Here is a 15,185-nt window from a genome sequence, read left to right as displayed (position 1 = left end):
CGTTACGAGTATCCTTTGAATTGTCCTATAGTTTTACTGCTTGCTTTTTGTAATTTGACTCATATGCTGCCAACGCTATTTCTAAAGATTTCAATCCATCATAACCGGAAATAAGCGGTTGCTTTTGATGCTGAATTGAATTTAGAAAGTCGACAATTAAATCAAAATCGGTATCATTTCCGCTATATAAATGTGTGAGCGATTTGTTGCCTTTCCCATACAGGTTAAGCTTCTCGTTGAACACATCGACTTTTCGCGTTGCTTTCGTTCCGATTACTTCAATCATCACGTCACCCCATGTCGGAAATTCCGGGAACCGTGACCAGCTTGCATCGTGTGAAGCAATCACACCATTATCAAATACAATTGTCATGATCCCTGCATCATCCGTACCAAGCTCGGTAAAATAGTTATTCGCAAATGCTGTAATTTCCTTTGCTTCGCTGTTCATATACCAGCGCATAATATCAACCATATGGACGGTATGATCCAATACCGCACCACCACCTGCCAACCCCTCATCGACAAACCATCCGCCCGGGTTTTGCCCGCGGTTAGTAGAACGGATTGCAACGATTTCTCCAAGTTCACCTGCATCAATGGCTGCTTTCAAATCTCGGATAGGTGCACTGTAGCGGACCGGATAAGCGATTGACAGTTGCACACCGTTTTCTTTACATACATCGATCATCTCTTTTGCATCATCAATATTTGTAGCAATCGGTTTTTCACATAAAATATGTTTTTTTGCGTTCGCTGCCGCAATTACCATTTCTTTATGAAACACATTTTCACTGCAAATAAGCACAACATCGATATCCTCTGCTAAAAATACATTCATATCTGTAAAAAATGGTACATCATATTGCTTGCTCGCATGCATACCTCTCGTTGTATCCGTATCAAAAATAGCTGTTAATTTCGTACCGGGGATACGCTGAATTGCCTTTGCATAGCTAGTAGCATGAATATGTGCAAAGCTCATAATGCCAATGTTCATCGCAGTTCACCTCGTTGCAGGAGCAGTCTAACAGCAGCCAGTCTTTCATCATAAGCATCATTCCATCGAACCGCATACTGATGAACTGCATCTATATTTTTGAACAGGTTTCGATTGTTGTCTGTGTCACTCGTCATTTGTAAACTATCAAACTCTGCAATATGCAGATGGCTGCTCCATTCAAGTTCAATCCGATCGTGACCCGTCCGGTATTCTAAATGGGCCATAATCGATTCTCCGAATTCACACAGAACGATCGTATAATGATTTTCTCCAATTTCATTCGAACGTACCGATACGTTTCGAACGGTTCCAAACCATTCCGATAAAGCAAGGATATCTTCTTCTATATACGAGAAATTATTCGTCGTTCTTCGCAGTCGAAGGACGCCTTTTACCGTATCATGTGCTTTCAACACTTCATGTAATTGAATGGCAAATGAATACGACCATAAATCGAAGTAAATCCAGCCTTGTTTATCAGAAATCGAGAATGGCTTATAGGCATCTGCTGCAGGCTGTTGCAAAATTGTTACGGTATTAGCCTCTTCACTGTTCTCGTTTGTAAAACGATACAGCGGAGAGTGCATAAGTAGCTTCCGGTCTTTTTCCAATACGATTTTCACTAGTAATCACCTACAATTTTATTTCTTGATTTGTTGCAGCCGATTCATAAATTGCCGCCAACATTTTCGTCACTTCAACCCCGTCTTCCACTGTAGAAATAGGCTGCACATTATTAATACAGCAATCCACAAAATGATTGATCTCGTTGATGAATGAACCTGCGAAATCGAAACTTAACAAATCGATTTGTGGTGTAATATTTAAAATTGTTTCATGCTGCTCTTTTATAATGGCCAGTTCCGGTTCTACTTCGGCACCGCCATTTTCACCATAAAGTTTTACGGATACTTCATCCTGTTTTGCATGTAGTGTAAAACTTACATCCACATAGAGAGAAGCACCATTTTCAAAACGAATGAGCGCATTCGCAAGATCTTCAACATCATTATGCTCAGCGTCATAATCCGCCGCCTTATAGAAAGATAAGTTTTCAACATGGGCGCGATTTCCTAACTTTTTGTACGTATTACCTGAAACTGAAATCGGCTTTGGTTTCCCCATTAAATACCAGCAAAGGTCGATCATATGCGTTCCTAAATCAATTAAAGGCCCGCCACCGGATTTTTTAATATCACTGAACCAGCCGCCCGGATTGCCTAATCGGCGTATGCATGAAGCCTTCGCATAATAAATTTCGCCCAGTTCACCTGCATCAATAAACTTTTTAAGTACCCCTACATTTGTTGCAAATCGGCGTACGTATCCAACTTGTAAAATCTTATTCGATTCCTTTACCGCAGCTTCAACTGCATAAGCTTCATCAAGCGTTAAACTTAATGGTTTTTCAAGTAGAACATGCTTGTTCTTTTGGAGTGCCTGAATTGCAATTTCTGCATGGGAGTTATTCCAGGTACAGATACTGATTGCATCAATTTCCTCGTTCGCAAGGAACTCACTTACTTTTAAATATAAGTTCTCTACACAGTATTTTTTGCCTAAAGCTTTCAGTCTTCGTTCATCACTATCACAAATCGCAACAATCTCTACATTGGGATGTTCGAAATAAGGTTTTAAATGATACTCGGAAATAGATCCTCCTCCAATTACACCAACCTTTAACATGTTAATTCCCTCCCGAATATTCAATGATGGCGGTCAATGCCTCACTGCTCTCTAATATGTCATACACACCGGCTGAATTTTCAAAAGGAATTTCCAGTTGCACAAAGTCAGAAACATCGATCGCCTTTCGTTCCAGTAAACGAATATAGGCTGCCAGGTTGCGCCCTTCCGTCCAGCGAACATAATGATACGGGTAGTCAATCGCTTCTCTTTCATAGCGAGCATCATAACGGCCTGGTCCGCCAGCTCTTGAAATCGTAATGATCGCTTCCTTTATAAACAATTGTTCACGATTAAATTGTGGTTCTACATCACCGACAATAACAATTCTGCCTTGCTTACGAACCCACTCAAGGCTACGGGGAGTTGTTTCAGATTGTTTGCCACCAGCACATAATAGAACAGCATCTACACCATGCCCTTTCGTATAATCCACAATATGCTGTTCCATTTCTTTTAAATCCGAAAAAATTTCAATGCCCGGTGTACCTTTCAGCATTTCTGCTCTTTTTTCATTAGGTTCATAGCAGATGACGTCATAACTTGCTGCTGCGCAAATCTTTGCAATCATTTGGCCAAGTACTCCTAACCCGATAACTACAACCGATTCACCGAACTGCAGTTGTCCTTGACGTATTGCGTGAATGGCAATCGTACCGTGTGCTGCGAATGCCGCGTGCTTTGGCAAAACTTCTGCAGAACATTTAGCTACTAATATTTCCGGTACAACAAGCTGCTCCATATGCCCAACATAAGGTGCACCGTAGCAAGCAACGATATCACCTACTTGGACGGTTGTAACACTTTGACCAATTCCCTTCACTTTCCCAACAGCGCTATAACCAAGCTGGCGTACCCCTTGTTTGCTTCCTTCAATTAATAACCGTTCAGTCCCTGGTGAAACAGCAGTATAATAGGTCTCTACTAATACCCCTGTTGCAAAAAGCTCGGGTTGATCGATTTCAGCTATTTTCACGACACCATCATGTGCTTGTAAAGCTTTCACTCTTCTCACCTGATTTCCACTTTGCTAAATTTTGTTTAACAAATACATCATCATTTAAATGCGGATACATTTTATAAACTCGAGTTATTTCATCGGCTTGACCTTCACTTAATACTTCGTGGTCTGCCAGACACCAGTTTCCTTTTAACAATCCTTGTCTCGTCAATACTTCATTGATCCCTGCAATGCTCCCTTTAAAGGCATGTGCCGGGTCGAAGAAAGCCGCATTCGCATCTGTCACTTCGGTGGCTTTTGTTAACCAGCTTGCATCAATTTGTGCTTTATCTCTAGCTGCCTTAATCTCTTCAAAATATTGAACGGCAGTTTTTGCCCATACTGACCAATGCCCCAACAAGCCGCCAACCACTTTCTTTTTAACGGTTTCACCATTAATCGTAAATGCATATTCAGTTAATAGATCAATGACAATATTATCGTCATTTCCTGTATAAAGAGCGATTTCATCCCGGCGGTCGCTATTGCTTACAGCCCGAACGACATCTAATGTTTGATAGCGATTAAAAGGCGCCATTTTAATTGCATATACATTTTCTATATTGGCAAGTTCATGCCAAAACTTGTATGTGAATACACGGCCGCCTACTGATGGCTGTAAATAGAAACCAACTACAGGAATGATTTTGGCAACTTCTCTCGTTCGCTCCAATAACTGCGCTTCTGATAAATGTTGGAGTCCTCCCATACTTAGTAAAGCTAAATCATAGCCAAGAGATTTTAAAATTGTCGCTTCATTTTTCGCCTGCTCTACCGGACCGCAAACACCACCTATTTTAATGAAGGATTCCGGAACATTCGCTTTCTTCATTTCATCTATTGCAATTGAAAGAACACGCTCATACAAGTTGAATTGGGGATCACGAATCTCAAATTGTGTCGTATGAACACCAACTGCCAAGCCCCCGACACCAGCTTCAATATAATATTTCGTCAAGGCACGCTGACTTACTTCATCCAACGATTTGTCTTCGTTTAACGCTAATGGATGCGCCGGAATAAACGCACCGTCAAACAATGCTTTTTTTACAGCTTCATTCATTTAAAACGCCCCTTTTCGCTCTTGGAAATGCGTTGGTTTATTTAATGTGGCACCATCTAATTCCACCCAATTTGCAACCATATCAAGCATTTGCTCAATGGATACACGGGGATAGCCAAATAATTTATGGGCATGGGCCGCTGTATTTAATAATGCTGTTTCCTGTTCCACCCCTATAATTATAGCTTCCTTATTAAAGCGTTTTGCAAACTCCTTCGCCAGCCAGCGAACAGACAATGTTTCCGGCCCTGTTACATTCAGAATTTTTACAGGTGATTCGCAATGTATTAGCGAGCGAATCGCGTATTCGTTTGCATCCCCTTGCCAGATGACATTGACACTGCCCATCGTGACATCAACCGGCTCATTATTGTAGACGGATTTTGCAACTTCCAATAAAACCCCGTATCGTAAATCAATCGCATAATTTAAACGGAACATAAGCATTTTTGTATGAAAGCGATTGGAGAAATTCGTAAAAATACGTTCTCTTCCTAATGTGGACATTGCATATTCACCAACGGGAACCGGTGTTACATCTTCTCCGCAATTGCCCGCTGTTACAGGAGTAAATGGATAAATATTGCCTGAAGAAAATACGACGATATTTGAGTTTTTAAATTTATCTGCCACACGACCTGGTACGTATGTATTCATCGCCCATGTGAAGTGTTCGTTATTAACTGTACCGAATTTATTTCCCGCCATGAAAATGATATTCGGTATATCCGGTAACTGAGCGAGTTGCTCTTCATCCATTAAATCACAAGTAATTGTTTCAATCCCTGCAGATTCCAGCTCTTCTTTCATTTCTTTATTTGAAAATCTGGCCACACCGATGATCCGTTTCTCGATCCCCGCTTCTTCAGCAGCACGCTTCGCCATTTTTGCTAAAGTAGGACCCATCTTTCCTGCAATTCCTAAAATCAAAATATCACCATCAATTTTTTTTATATCCTCTACTAATGCAGCAGAAGGTTTTGTCATAAATTCTTCTAATTGTTGTACCGTTTGCATTGCGGTCACCCCTTTATAAATTGAATATTCTTACATCTTTCTGTAAAATTATATTAATATGGATTTTTGGAGGCACAGACATAATGAATAAGGCACTTCCGTATACCTCACAAAGTTTAGTAGGGATTATTGTTCCTGAAATTTTGCAGGATACAATTAAAGAAGCATTACGTGGATTCCCTAATATCCAACCACATTATTTTTTAACACAAGACTTTATAATGACGGACGAGCTACAGCGATTTATATATGAATACGAAATGCTTGTCGCAGCAGATCCTTATATTTTTCAGCAATTGAAATTCTATGATTCATCTTTGCAGCTTTATCAGATTAATAGTAGAGCGCTTCAGCTATATGAATTGCTATTAACCCATAAAATACAAAATGAACAGAAGCAGTATTGTTTTGACTTTTTACAACAAAGTACCATCTTGTCGATTACACATCAGTTACATCATAAAATCGACTATGTGTTTTCTGAAGGCGAAACGGTTGATTCCATATTGGAAAATCATATAAAACATGCTGAACAAGGCTATTTTCCGGTTACTACGATTGCCTCTGTCTATGAATCATTAAGTGAACATAATATCGAATGTCGTTATTTAATTCCGACAAAGCAAGAATTGATTGTTGCTTTTGAACGGGTATTATTGGCCTCTAAAGGGCGACAAAACAAAGAAAGTCAAATTGTATACGGTTTGATTCAATTTGAATTGATTGCTAAACAAGAACAGTCGAAAGTGGAACAAATACTTCAGCAGTTCACACAACAAATGGATGGTCATTTAATCATGCTGAATCCATTACAATATAGTTTTATTACGACCCGTGGACAATTTGAGCGCGAAACATTAGGGTACAAACATTTGCCGCTGCTTTCCCGCTTTAAAGAAGAGCTGAAAATTAATTGCACAATCGGTGTCGGCTTTGGAATCAATGCAAATGATTCCGGTCGTCATGCCAAACAGGCTCTCTATCAGGCAAATGAAAACGGACCAAACCTTTGTTATATCGTGCGTGAAGATAATAGTGTGATCGGTCCAATCGATACGACCGTTTTTATTAACTATGAACAGTACCCGTTAGTCATAACAGATTTAAAATTATTGGAGCGGGCGGAAAAAGCCGGTATGTCCGCTTCCTATATATCCAAATTAATGGGTCGCATTATGAAGCATCAAAAGTTTATTTATACGGCCGAAGAACTTGCTCAAACATTGAATATCACGTTACGAAGCGCAAATCGGATACTGCTAAAATGGCTGGATGCCGGACTAGTTGATATTATCGGCGAGGAAAAGGTAGCTCACCGAGGACGTCCTAAACGCATCTATTATATTCAGTTTTTAGAAGATATAAAGAATCAGTAAGTTGTGCTGGCAATATGCTTTATCTGATCTAATAGTTTGATTGTCTGCAATGTGTCGGTGAGATCAATGTGACTTTTTTTCTCTATAAAAAATTGCTCTATTGCATCAATCAGGCGATCATAAAATCGGACATCTCCTTCAGCAATTTCAAACCATTCACTTTGCTGCTGAGTATGTGTTACAAATTGAAAACTTTGACGATGCTGCAAGTACCCTCTAATTGAAGATACTGTCCCATCCTGATATGTTAATGAGATAAAGTGTTGCTGATCATTAAAGGTAACGGCTATGTCTTTGAAAGATGTTCCTTTTAACGCACTGATCATTTCCACTGCATGTATGCCATAATAGTAATAGTCGAATTCCTGCAGCATCGGCAGTGGAGTTATGATGTCCACTGCCTCAATGCTCTTTTTAGATTTTGCCAGTTGAATTTCTTCAGCAAAGCGTAAAGCAGAGCAGCTCATCAAAGGTGTTCCCTTTTCATTGGCTAGTTCCATAATGGAAATGGCCTGCTCGTAATTTTGTGCCAATGGTTTATCGATAAAAATAGGTTTTTCAGAAGCAGCCAAGACTGCAAATTGCTCGAAATGTTGTGAGGCATCAACCGATGTAATGATAAACGCATCACAAATGTCTGCCAGTTCCTGTAGTGTTTTTATAAAAGGAATTCCTCTTATATGCAACTCCGCTGAAACTCGTTCAATTCGGTTTCTACTTATTTCAATTGTAGATCCACCCCGATATGCGAATAGCTCATGACCTTTTTTCTGTAGCCTTTCACTGAACGCGACTGCATGGGTTGAATCTGCTCCGATCATACCTATTTTCATAGAAGCCCCCTACTTAATACCTGACATTGTAATTCCTTCTGTAAAATAACGTTGGAAGAAAATAAATATTAAAAATGTCGGTATGAATGAAATTGTTGCACCTGCCATTTCGACACCGAAGTTCCCTTCTTTTCCGAGCATCGAGGCAAGACCAACTGTAACTGGAAACATCTTTTCATTTGTTAAATAAATTAACGGCTGGAATAAGTCATTCCAGTTTGAAATAAAAGCAAAAGTTCCTACTGTCGCAATTACTGGGAATGATAGCGGCAAAATAATCTTGAAGAAGATTTGCCAGTCATTCGCCCCGTCAATATAGGCAGCCTCTTCCAAATCTTTCGGTATTCCCTGTAAAAATTGTCGTACTAAAAATACACCCATGATTGCCCATAATTCAGGTACAATTAATGCCCAATATGTATTAATCCATCCAAAGTCGGCGAACATAATATATTTGGGAATAATAAATAACTGTTGAGGAATCATGATGACTGCCATGAAAATCCAGAAGATTGCCTCTTTACCCCAAAATTGCTTTTTAGCAAATATATAACCGAGCAATGCCGCAAAAAGCATTTGAGTAATAACAGGAATGACAGTTATAACGATAGAGTTCCAGATCCATCGTATAAAAATCCCATTCGTAAAAATTGTTATATAGTTTTGGATTGATGGATTGGTCGGCAGCCAAAACAGCGGATCAATTTGTGCCTGTTTCACTTCTTTTAATGAACCGAACACCATGATGATGAACGGCATTATAAAAATGATTGCTAATATTGCTAATGCTGTATAAGAGATTACTTTTTTCATTTATCTGCTCCTTCCCGCACCAGCTTAATAATAATTTGGATCTTTCCCGATATATTTACGTTGTATTAACGAGATAATTAAAATGATAAAGAATAACACATACGATAAGACTGCTGCATAGCTCAAGTTCAAGCTTGTAAACCCTTGATGATATAAGTAATACACGATGGTCGTTGTTGAGTAGTTCGGTCCCCCATTCGTTAACAAGAACGCAGAGTCGAAAATTTGGAATGAACCAATCGTTGTTGTAATTGCCACGTAAAAGTGAATAGGCTTTAACATCGGGAATGTAACTTTCCAGAAGATCTTCCATGGACTTGCACCATCAATCCGAGCCGCTTCATACAATTGACGGTCGATGGATTGTAGTCCCGCATAATAGTAAATCATCGTTGTACCCGCTACTTTAAAAATACTTAATCCTGCCAAGACGAGAAGCGCCTGTGATGAACTGGATAAAAACAGCTGTGGGTTGATTCCGACAAAACCGATTAAATAGTTTATAAAACCATCTTCTGTACCGCGGAATAACCATCCCCAAATACCTGCAATAATTACGAATGATGTAACAACAGGTAAGAAAAACAATCCTTTAAAAAACCCTGAAAATTTAACTCCTGAATTAATGATTACTGCTAAAATTAGGCCAAGCGCCATTGTTGGAACTATATAATAGATGGAAAACTTAACTGTATTCCATATTGCTTTCCAAGCGATTTCATCATCAAACAAACTTTTCCAATGTTTTAACCCGACAAACTCAGGGTCCCCAATAATTTTCCAGTCATGAAACGTTAAATAAAAACTTAAAGCAAATGGATAGATTTGAAAAATAAGAAAATGAATTATTACGGGAACGAGCACGACATAGACTAATAGATTTTTGTTTAACTCCCTCTTAATTCGTGCACTAAGTGATTGTTTAGAAGTTGTAGAGGTCACATGCCTCACCCTTTCTGTACTTGAAGTAATGAGAGAGTTTGATCTTCACGACCAAACTCTCCTTTAAAATTATTTGTTAATTACCTTATCAATTGCGTCTGCCGCTTTATCTGCAGCTTCCTGAGGAGATTGTTTACCTTCTAACATTGCTTGAATTTCTGCTTGAACTAAAGGCATAATATTACGCCCTTCTGGGTGAATCACACCTGGCTTCGCATACTCTGTGTAGCCTGCTAATTGAGCCATGTATTGTTGTGAATCAAAAATATCCTTCGCTTCATCACGTGTCGGGATATATTGTGTAATATTGTTGAATGTACGTTGGTTATCTGTATTTGTAATATACTTCATGAACTCTGCTGCGGCTTCAGGATTTTTAGAAATCGCCGAACCTACAAACATACCAACAGTACCGTAAGTTAATTGCTCTGCATCTTTTAATGGTGGAGCAATAACAAACTCAAATGGCTTCTCAGCTAATAAACGGTTTACCGAAATACCAGAACCATTTACAGCTAATAACTTTCCGCCGAAGTAAAGTGAGTCATGATCAAGCGCTGTAATTGAATCTTGCGGAATCCAGCCCTTTGTATACATTTCGTTAATTAATTCAAATGACTTAACCGCTTCAGGCTTGTTAATTAAGATGTTGTTTTCTTCATCAATTACATTACCGCCAGCTTGCCATAAAAATGGATAAAGCGTGTTATTTAAAGAACCTCCACCAGCATAGGAGAATGCATAATAACCAGCTGCTTTAGCTTTCTCAGCTAAAGCTTTGAATTCATCCCATGTTGTCGGAAGGCTGTTTTCATCTACCCCTAACTCCGTTAAAATATCTTTGTTATAAATTAATGACTCCGCTGTTTGTAAAATTGGCATTCCGTACTGTTTGCCTTTCCAACTTGTTGCTTCGATAGCAGTTGGTACAAAACCGCTTAAATCTTCATCTGTAACATATTGCGATATATCTAAAATTAATTGTTGTTCTGCATATTGTGGCATTTGGTCAGGAATTACATAGAATACGTCCGGACCTTGACCTGCCGCTAAAGCCGTTAAGATTTTTTGGTCACGATTTGCCCATGGAATTTGTTCGAAGTTTACCTTTACACCTGTTTCAGCTTCAAAATCCGATGCAAATGTTTTCCACATATCTCCTTCACCTGTTGAGCCATCTGTATAAGGGTGTGCCCAAACTGTGATTTCACCTGATAATCCTGAAGATTCTTCTGAATCTGTGTTAGCGCTTCCATTGTCCGTATTTGTATCCGCATCTGTTGATGTCGTTTCATCTTCGCTGCATGCAGCCATTACAACAGAAAGCACTAATACTAAAAATAGCAGTCCCAACTTTTTAAAAATTGTATTACTCATAACCCATCCCCCTTTTTATTTTTCCTTTGTATAAAATAGCGAAATAGCTATTTTTTCCAGACTACAAAAAATTTAGGAGGAACTCAAGTCCATTAAAAGACCTTAATTTAAATTGTACGATTTTTCAGATTTTTTATTTTATAATAAAGACAAGGGGGTTATTAACTTTATGACATTTTGGGACGGGTTTTACGATTTTGGTGTAAAGCTATTAAAAATAATTTACTTGAATTTTCTATGGCTATTTTTTTCTGCGACTGGACTTTTTGTTTTCGGAATATTTCCGGCGACGATTGCTTTATTTACAATTACAAGACAATTTCTTCTTAATATTGAGAAGCCGATTACAAAAACATTTTGGGAAGTCTATAAAACCGAGTGGCTTAGAGGTAATGGATATGCGGTAATTAGTTATATTATTGTGCTGATTTTAGCAATCGACTTTTATGCGATTTATATGGTGGATTCTTTATCATTCCTTCTCATACCAACTTTTATCATTGCCTTTTTAATTTTTGGAACTTTATTTTTCTTCTTTCCAGTGTATGTACATTTTGATTTAGCATTTTTGGCAATAATCAAACAAGCATTTTTATTTACGATCACTTCACCTTTCACGGTCATTTTAAATGCGTTATGTATCATATTGATCTATGGCATTTTCAATATTATGCCGGGGGCAATTCCTTTATTTGCAGGGAGTGTGCTTAGTTGGTTCGTTATGAAATTCTCTCTGCGTTCCTTTAAGAAAATTGAACCACGGAAAGTATCGGAGGCTGTAACATGATGAATGGACTGCACCCTGAACTCGTTGAAAGTATTGATCGTAAATTAAAAAATTCTCGTACATTCGAGCAACTGATCATGAACAGAACATTTATCCATTATTCCGAGCAAAACTACCAACTTGAAAATTGTTTAATCGAAGAAATGATGATAGGAAATATACGAGTCATCCGGATACAGCCGAAGAATGCAGTACAAAATATGCCGGGCTTTATTTGGTTTCATGGCGGGGGTATGGTGTTCGGCAGTCCGGATGACAGCTTACCTTATGTAACAGATTTTGTACATAACTTCCAAGCGGTAGTGTTCCTCCCGCAATATCGGCTCGCTCCGGAAAACCCTTACCCTGCTGCTTTAAACGACGGGTATGAGCTATTAAAGTGGCTAAGTGAACATGCAGGCGATCTGAATATAGATCTAACGAAAATTATCGTAAGTGGCGCCAGTGCCGGGGGAAACTTAGCATTGGCCGTAGCATTAAAAGCCCGAGATGAAAAAGGGCCAAAAATCGCGGCGGTTTTACCGTTGTATCCGATGCTTGATGCAAATGAAAGGTCATTTCATAAGAAATTTACCTCACCTGCTATTTGGAATGCCGAAAAAAACAGAAAAAGTTGGCTTGCTTATTTACCGGATCGTGAAAACATCCCACCTTATGCATCGCCTTTTTATGCAAATGTTGAAGGGCTTCCGCCGGTATATACGTTTATCGGAACGCACGATTTATTTTACGAAGAAGTATGTGAATTTGTGGATAAACTACAGCAGTCCCGTGTACAAGTTCAATTTGATATTTACCAAGGATGTACACACGGATTCGACTTGGAGGGAATACCAATTGCCCGTAAAGCTAAAAAACGGCTTTTGGATATTACATTAAAATTATTGAAGTAACCGCAAAATGGAGACCCGCAGGATTTTACGGATCTCTATTTTTTTATGCCAAACCACTATATGGATAGAGCAAATTATTCGGATACATAATATCTTTTTGATTTTTAACAAACATTGCTCCCTCATCGATGAGCAAATCTTGCATGACAGGAATCTTTAAATTATCCGGTGTAAAGCACAGTCTGATTTTTTCGGATTGAATCGGTAAGCAACCGAGTATTTCCTGTACATCAACCTGCTCTTTAGAAATCACATCGATTAACTCAGCATAATCGCTTGTTACATTCAAAATGACGAATGCCTGATACTTAGGAACATAATAAATACAGTCCCGATATTGCATCAATGCATGGAACATCACGATATTTTCATTTTGAACCATACTCATTTTCTGACTGACTGGTTTTCTAAACACCGTTGTTTCATAAAATACATTTCTTGTAGGCTTATCATCCAGGTTCACTTTCTTCACTTCAGTATGAACCGTTTCAATATCTTTTTTATCCACAGTAAATGTAGATTGTATACGTGTTTCAAAACCGAACTTCGGATAAAAGCCCAATACAGTTTTATTTGCAAACAGGTATATGATATGTGCACTCACATGATCTTCCATCACCTTTTCCATAAGTTGACGGGACAATCCTTTCCCTTGGAATTTTGGATTTGTCATAACAGTCCCGATTTGAACAGCTTTATACTGCCTGCCATCCAAAATCATCGTCCCGATACTTGTAGAAACATTGGCCACTATTTCGCCATCCTCTTCAAACACATAGGGACAATATGTATCGTTCCAATACCCTTGCTCATCCCATTGTTCGAAATCCAGACCAAAAGTATCGTTTGCCAGTTTAAAGAAACTTTTTTTCAGCTCGGGGTTAAGGCGCACAGCCTCTCCTTTAATGAAATTCATTTCCACCCCTCCTTTTTAAATCTTACTATTTTCATAAATAATCTTTCCTTCTGAAACAGTTAATACAACATCCTCTTTTTCATTTACAATATAAAAATCAGCATCTTTGCCAATTTCAATTGACCCTTTTTCTTCATATAACCCTAACAATTTTGCACTGTTTGTTGAAGTCAGCTTAGCCAGTGTCACATCTGATAGTCCGAGCCACTCTTTCATATTCTTTCTGGACTTATTTAAATTGAGCGTACTTCCCGCAAGCGCATCACTTCCGACTAATTTACACAAGCCCTCTTCTACCCGAACTTGTTGTCCACCTAAATCATAAATACCGTCTGCTAATTCGGTTGCCCGCATACTGTCTGATATTAATATCATTCGGTCCTCACCAATCGTATCGTAAATAAAGCGAATCATGTCCGAGTGAATATGAAAGCCGTCAGCAATAATTTCCAACATACACTCACTTTGCAGTAAAGCGACCTGCAAGCCTGGCTCCCGGTGATGGATTGGCCTCATCCCATTGCAAAAATGAGTGGCATTCTGAATAAGCTGTTGTTCTAGCAATGCCTTTGTCTCAGTGTATTTGGCATCAGAATGACCAATCGATGCTACAATCCCTTTATTTTTTAAATATGTTGCAAGCTTATGGCCTTCATCTAACTCAGCTGCTAGTGTAATTAGTTTAATTTCGTTTTGGGAAGACTCATTTAGATGGTCAAATATTTCTACAGAAGGCTTTATTATAAACTGATCGGACTGTGCCCCTTTTTGAATCGGGTTAATGAAAGGACCTTCTAAATGTATGCCGGCAATTTTGGCACCTTTAACATTGTTCTTTGTATTGGCAATCGATTGTACAACATGCTCGATTTGTGTATCTGCCGCAGTCATCGTTGTTGCTAAAAAGGTAGTCACCCCGTATTTTGCAAGTGCCATACTGATCGTATTTAGACTGCTTTCAGTTCCGTCCATAACATCAGCACCGGACATTCCGTGAATATGCTGGTCAATCATTCCCGGCATCATTTTATACGCTGCCTTTGTTTCCACAAAATCGATTTGTACAGGTAATTCGTCTTTTTTACAAAACCGGACTATTTTTTTGCCTTCAATAACAGCATAACAATCTTCCTCTATCCGCTGTTCCCGGACAATTTGGAGTGGTCCAATACACCATGTTTTTTCCATGAACATTTCCCTCCTCTACCTCGCCTTTTATATTCCCCATTATTAGCCTATACTTGCCAATTTTCAAGAAAATTCCTTTTTAAAAATACAAAGAGATGGGGATAGAAGTAGAATTATATTTGGATAAATACAAAACTCTTTATTAAGAAACGGATATTTTGGAAAATTGATTGGAATGAAGGGCGAGTGTTCGTGCTGACGGTATCACCTTTCGCACTGTTAAAATACCAGCTGACGGCTACGCCTTTCGCTACAAGCAAAGCTTCCTGCGGGAACAGCAAAAATTTATTT

General features: G+C 38.7%; 15 protein-coding genes. 3 read left to right on the top strand and 12 right to left on the bottom strand.

The window, feature by feature from the left end; translation table 11 throughout:
- Positions 1–25: 25 nt before the first annotated feature.
- From ACQKN3_RS15535 to ACQKN3_RS15510, 6 genes are read right to left on the bottom strand one after another with little or no spacing between them, the layout of a single operon-like run.
- Positions 26–1,000, bottom strand: a complete 975-nt coding sequence (locus ACQKN3_RS15535; RefSeq protein WP_251690781.1) for a Gfo/Idh/MocA family protein — start codon at positions 998–1,000, stop codon at positions 26–28.
- Positions 997–1,626, bottom strand: coding sequence for a peptide ABC transporter substrate-binding protein (locus ACQKN3_RS15530; RefSeq protein WP_251690782.1), 630 nt, complete (start codon positions 1,624–1,626; stop codon positions 997–999). Before ACQKN3_RS15530 ends, ACQKN3_RS15535 begins: the two co-directional genes overlap by 4 nt.
- 10 nt (positions 1,627–1,636) lie before the next feature.
- Entirely contained in the window at positions 1,637–2,689 is a 1,053-nt protein-coding gene (locus tag ACQKN3_RS15525) for a Gfo/Idh/MocA family protein (protein ID WP_251690783.1), read from the bottom strand.
- A 1-nt stretch (position 2,690) separates the two neighbouring features.
- Entirely contained in the window at positions 2,691–3,704 is a 1,014-nt protein-coding gene (locus ACQKN3_RS15520; protein ID WP_251690784.1) for a zinc-dependent alcohol dehydrogenase, read from the bottom strand.
- Complete coding sequence (locus ACQKN3_RS15515; protein WP_427713055.1) at positions 3,673–4,752, bottom strand: dihydrodipicolinate synthase family protein; 1,080 nt, start codon at positions 4,750–4,752, stop codon at positions 3,673–3,675. Before ACQKN3_RS15515 ends, ACQKN3_RS15520 begins: the two co-directional genes overlap by 32 nt.
- Positions 4,753–5,769 (bottom strand): NAD-dependent epimerase/dehydratase family protein, encoded by a 1,017-nt coding sequence (locus ACQKN3_RS15510; protein ID WP_251690786.1) that lies wholly within the window; start codon positions 5,767–5,769, stop codon positions 4,753–4,755. It abuts the gene before it with no gap.
- A gap of 83 nt (positions 5,770–5,852) precedes the next feature.
- Between ACQKN3_RS15510 and ACQKN3_RS15505 the strand changes: the two genes are divergently transcribed.
- A complete protein-coding gene (locus ACQKN3_RS15505) occupies positions 5,853–7,145 on the top strand; it encodes a transcriptional regulator (protein WP_427713051.1) in 1,293 nt (430 codons plus the stop codon).
- On the opposite strand, the gene ACQKN3_RS15500 is transcribed toward ACQKN3_RS15505, so the two are convergent.
- From ACQKN3_RS15500 to ACQKN3_RS15485, 4 genes are all read right to left on the bottom strand, one after another.
- Complete coding sequence (locus ACQKN3_RS15500) at positions 7,139–7,978, bottom strand: Gfo/Idh/MocA family oxidoreductase (protein WP_251690788.1); 840 nt, start codon at positions 7,976–7,978, stop codon at positions 7,139–7,141. The genes ACQKN3_RS15505 and ACQKN3_RS15500 overlap by 7 nt on opposite strands.
- A 9-nt stretch (positions 7,979–7,987) precedes the next feature.
- The gene (locus ACQKN3_RS15495) at positions 7,988–8,791 is read right to left on the bottom strand and encodes a carbohydrate ABC transporter permease (protein ID WP_251690789.1); all 804 of its coding nucleotides are present in this window, start codon (positions 8,789–8,791) and stop codon (positions 7,988–7,990) included.
- A gap of 24 nt (positions 8,792–8,815) precedes the next feature.
- Positions 8,816–9,733: a carbohydrate ABC transporter permease gene (locus tag ACQKN3_RS15490; protein WP_251690790.1), complete on the bottom strand. Its 918-nt coding sequence runs from the start codon at positions 9,731–9,733 to the stop codon at positions 8,816–8,818.
- A 69-nt stretch (positions 9,734–9,802) separates the two neighbouring features.
- A complete protein-coding gene (locus tag ACQKN3_RS15485; RefSeq protein WP_251690791.1) occupies positions 9,803–11,110 on the bottom strand; it encodes a sugar ABC transporter substrate-binding protein in 1,308 nt (435 codons plus the stop codon).
- 169 nt (positions 11,111–11,279) lie between these two features.
- On the opposite strand from ACQKN3_RS15485, the gene ACQKN3_RS15480 reads away from it, so the two are divergent.
- Entirely contained in the window at positions 11,280–11,897 is a 618-nt protein-coding gene (locus ACQKN3_RS15480) for a YesL family protein (protein ID WP_427713046.1), read from the top strand.
- A complete protein-coding gene (locus ACQKN3_RS15475) occupies positions 11,894–12,790 on the top strand; it encodes an alpha/beta hydrolase (protein ID WP_251690793.1) in 897 nt (298 codons plus the stop codon). Before ACQKN3_RS15480 ends, ACQKN3_RS15475 begins: the two co-directional genes overlap by 4 nt.
- A gap of 43 nt (positions 12,791–12,833) precedes the next feature.
- Here ACQKN3_RS15475 and ACQKN3_RS15470 read toward each other — a convergent pair whose 3' ends face one another.
- Together ACQKN3_RS15470 and nagA are read right to left on the bottom strand one after the other, a co-directional pair.
- The gene (locus ACQKN3_RS15470; RefSeq protein ID WP_251690794.1) at positions 12,834–13,706 is read right to left on the bottom strand and encodes a GNAT family N-acetyltransferase; all 873 of its coding nucleotides are present in this window, start codon (positions 13,704–13,706) and stop codon (positions 12,834–12,836) included.
- 15 nt (positions 13,707–13,721) lie between these two features.
- Positions 13,722–14,894 carry an N-acetylglucosamine-6-phosphate deacetylase gene (gene nagA, locus ACQKN3_RS15465; protein WP_427713042.1) on the bottom strand — a complete coding sequence of 391 codons (1,173 nt, stop codon included), beginning with the start codon at positions 14,892–14,894 and terminating at the stop codon, positions 13,722–13,724.
- Positions 14,895–15,185: the final 291 nt, after the last annotated feature.

The organism is Solibacillus sp. NPDC093137, from assembly GCF_050280445.1.
In the GTDB taxonomy this organism is placed as follows: Bacteria; Bacillota; Bacilli; order Bacillales_A; family Planococcaceae; genus Solibacillus; species Solibacillus isronensis_B.
Note: the sequence above shows the minus strand (reverse complement) of the source record. Positions and strands in the feature narration are given on the sequence as shown.

Coding starts and splice junctions, on each gene's coding strand:
- nagA (WP_427713042.1), bottom strand. CDS start 14,894: ATGGAAAAAACATGGTGTATTGGACCACTCCAAATTGTCCGGGAACAG.
- ACQKN3_RS15525 (WP_251690783.1), bottom strand. CDS start 2,689: ATGTTAAAGGTTGGTGTAATTGGAGGAGGATCTATTTCCGAGTATCAT.
- ACQKN3_RS15475 (WP_251690793.1), top strand. CDS start 11,894: ATGATGAATGGACTGCACCCTGAACTCGTTGAAAGTATTGATCGTAAA.
- ACQKN3_RS15470 (WP_251690794.1), bottom strand. CDS start 13,706: ATGAATTTCATTAAAGGAGAGGCTGTGCGCCTTAACCCCGAGCTGAAA.
- ACQKN3_RS15505 (WP_427713051.1), top strand. CDS start 5,853: ATGAATAAGGCACTTCCGTATACCTCACAAAGTTTAGTAGGGATTATT.
- ACQKN3_RS15485 (WP_251690791.1), bottom strand. CDS start 11,110: ATGAGTAATACAATTTTTAAAAAGTTGGGACTGCTATTTTTAGTATTA.
- ACQKN3_RS15535 (WP_251690781.1), bottom strand. CDS start 1,000: ATGAACATTGGCATTATGAGCTTTGCACATATTCATGCTACTAGCTAT.
- ACQKN3_RS15495 (WP_251690789.1), bottom strand. CDS start 8,791: ATGAAAAAAGTAATCTCTTATACAGCATTAGCAATATTAGCAATCATT.
- ACQKN3_RS15500 (WP_251690788.1), bottom strand. CDS start 7,978: ATGAAAATAGGTATGATCGGAGCAGATTCAACCCATGCAGTCGCGTTC.
- ACQKN3_RS15480 (WP_427713046.1), top strand. CDS start 11,280: ATGACATTTTGGGACGGGTTTTACGATTTTGGTGTAAAGCTATTAAAA.
- ACQKN3_RS15510 (WP_251690786.1), bottom strand. CDS start 5,769: ATGCAAACGGTACAACAATTAGAAGAATTTATGACAAAACCTTCTGCT.
- ACQKN3_RS15515 (WP_427713055.1), bottom strand. CDS start 4,752: ATGAATGAAGCTGTAAAAAAAGCATTGTTTGACGGTGCGTTTATTCCG.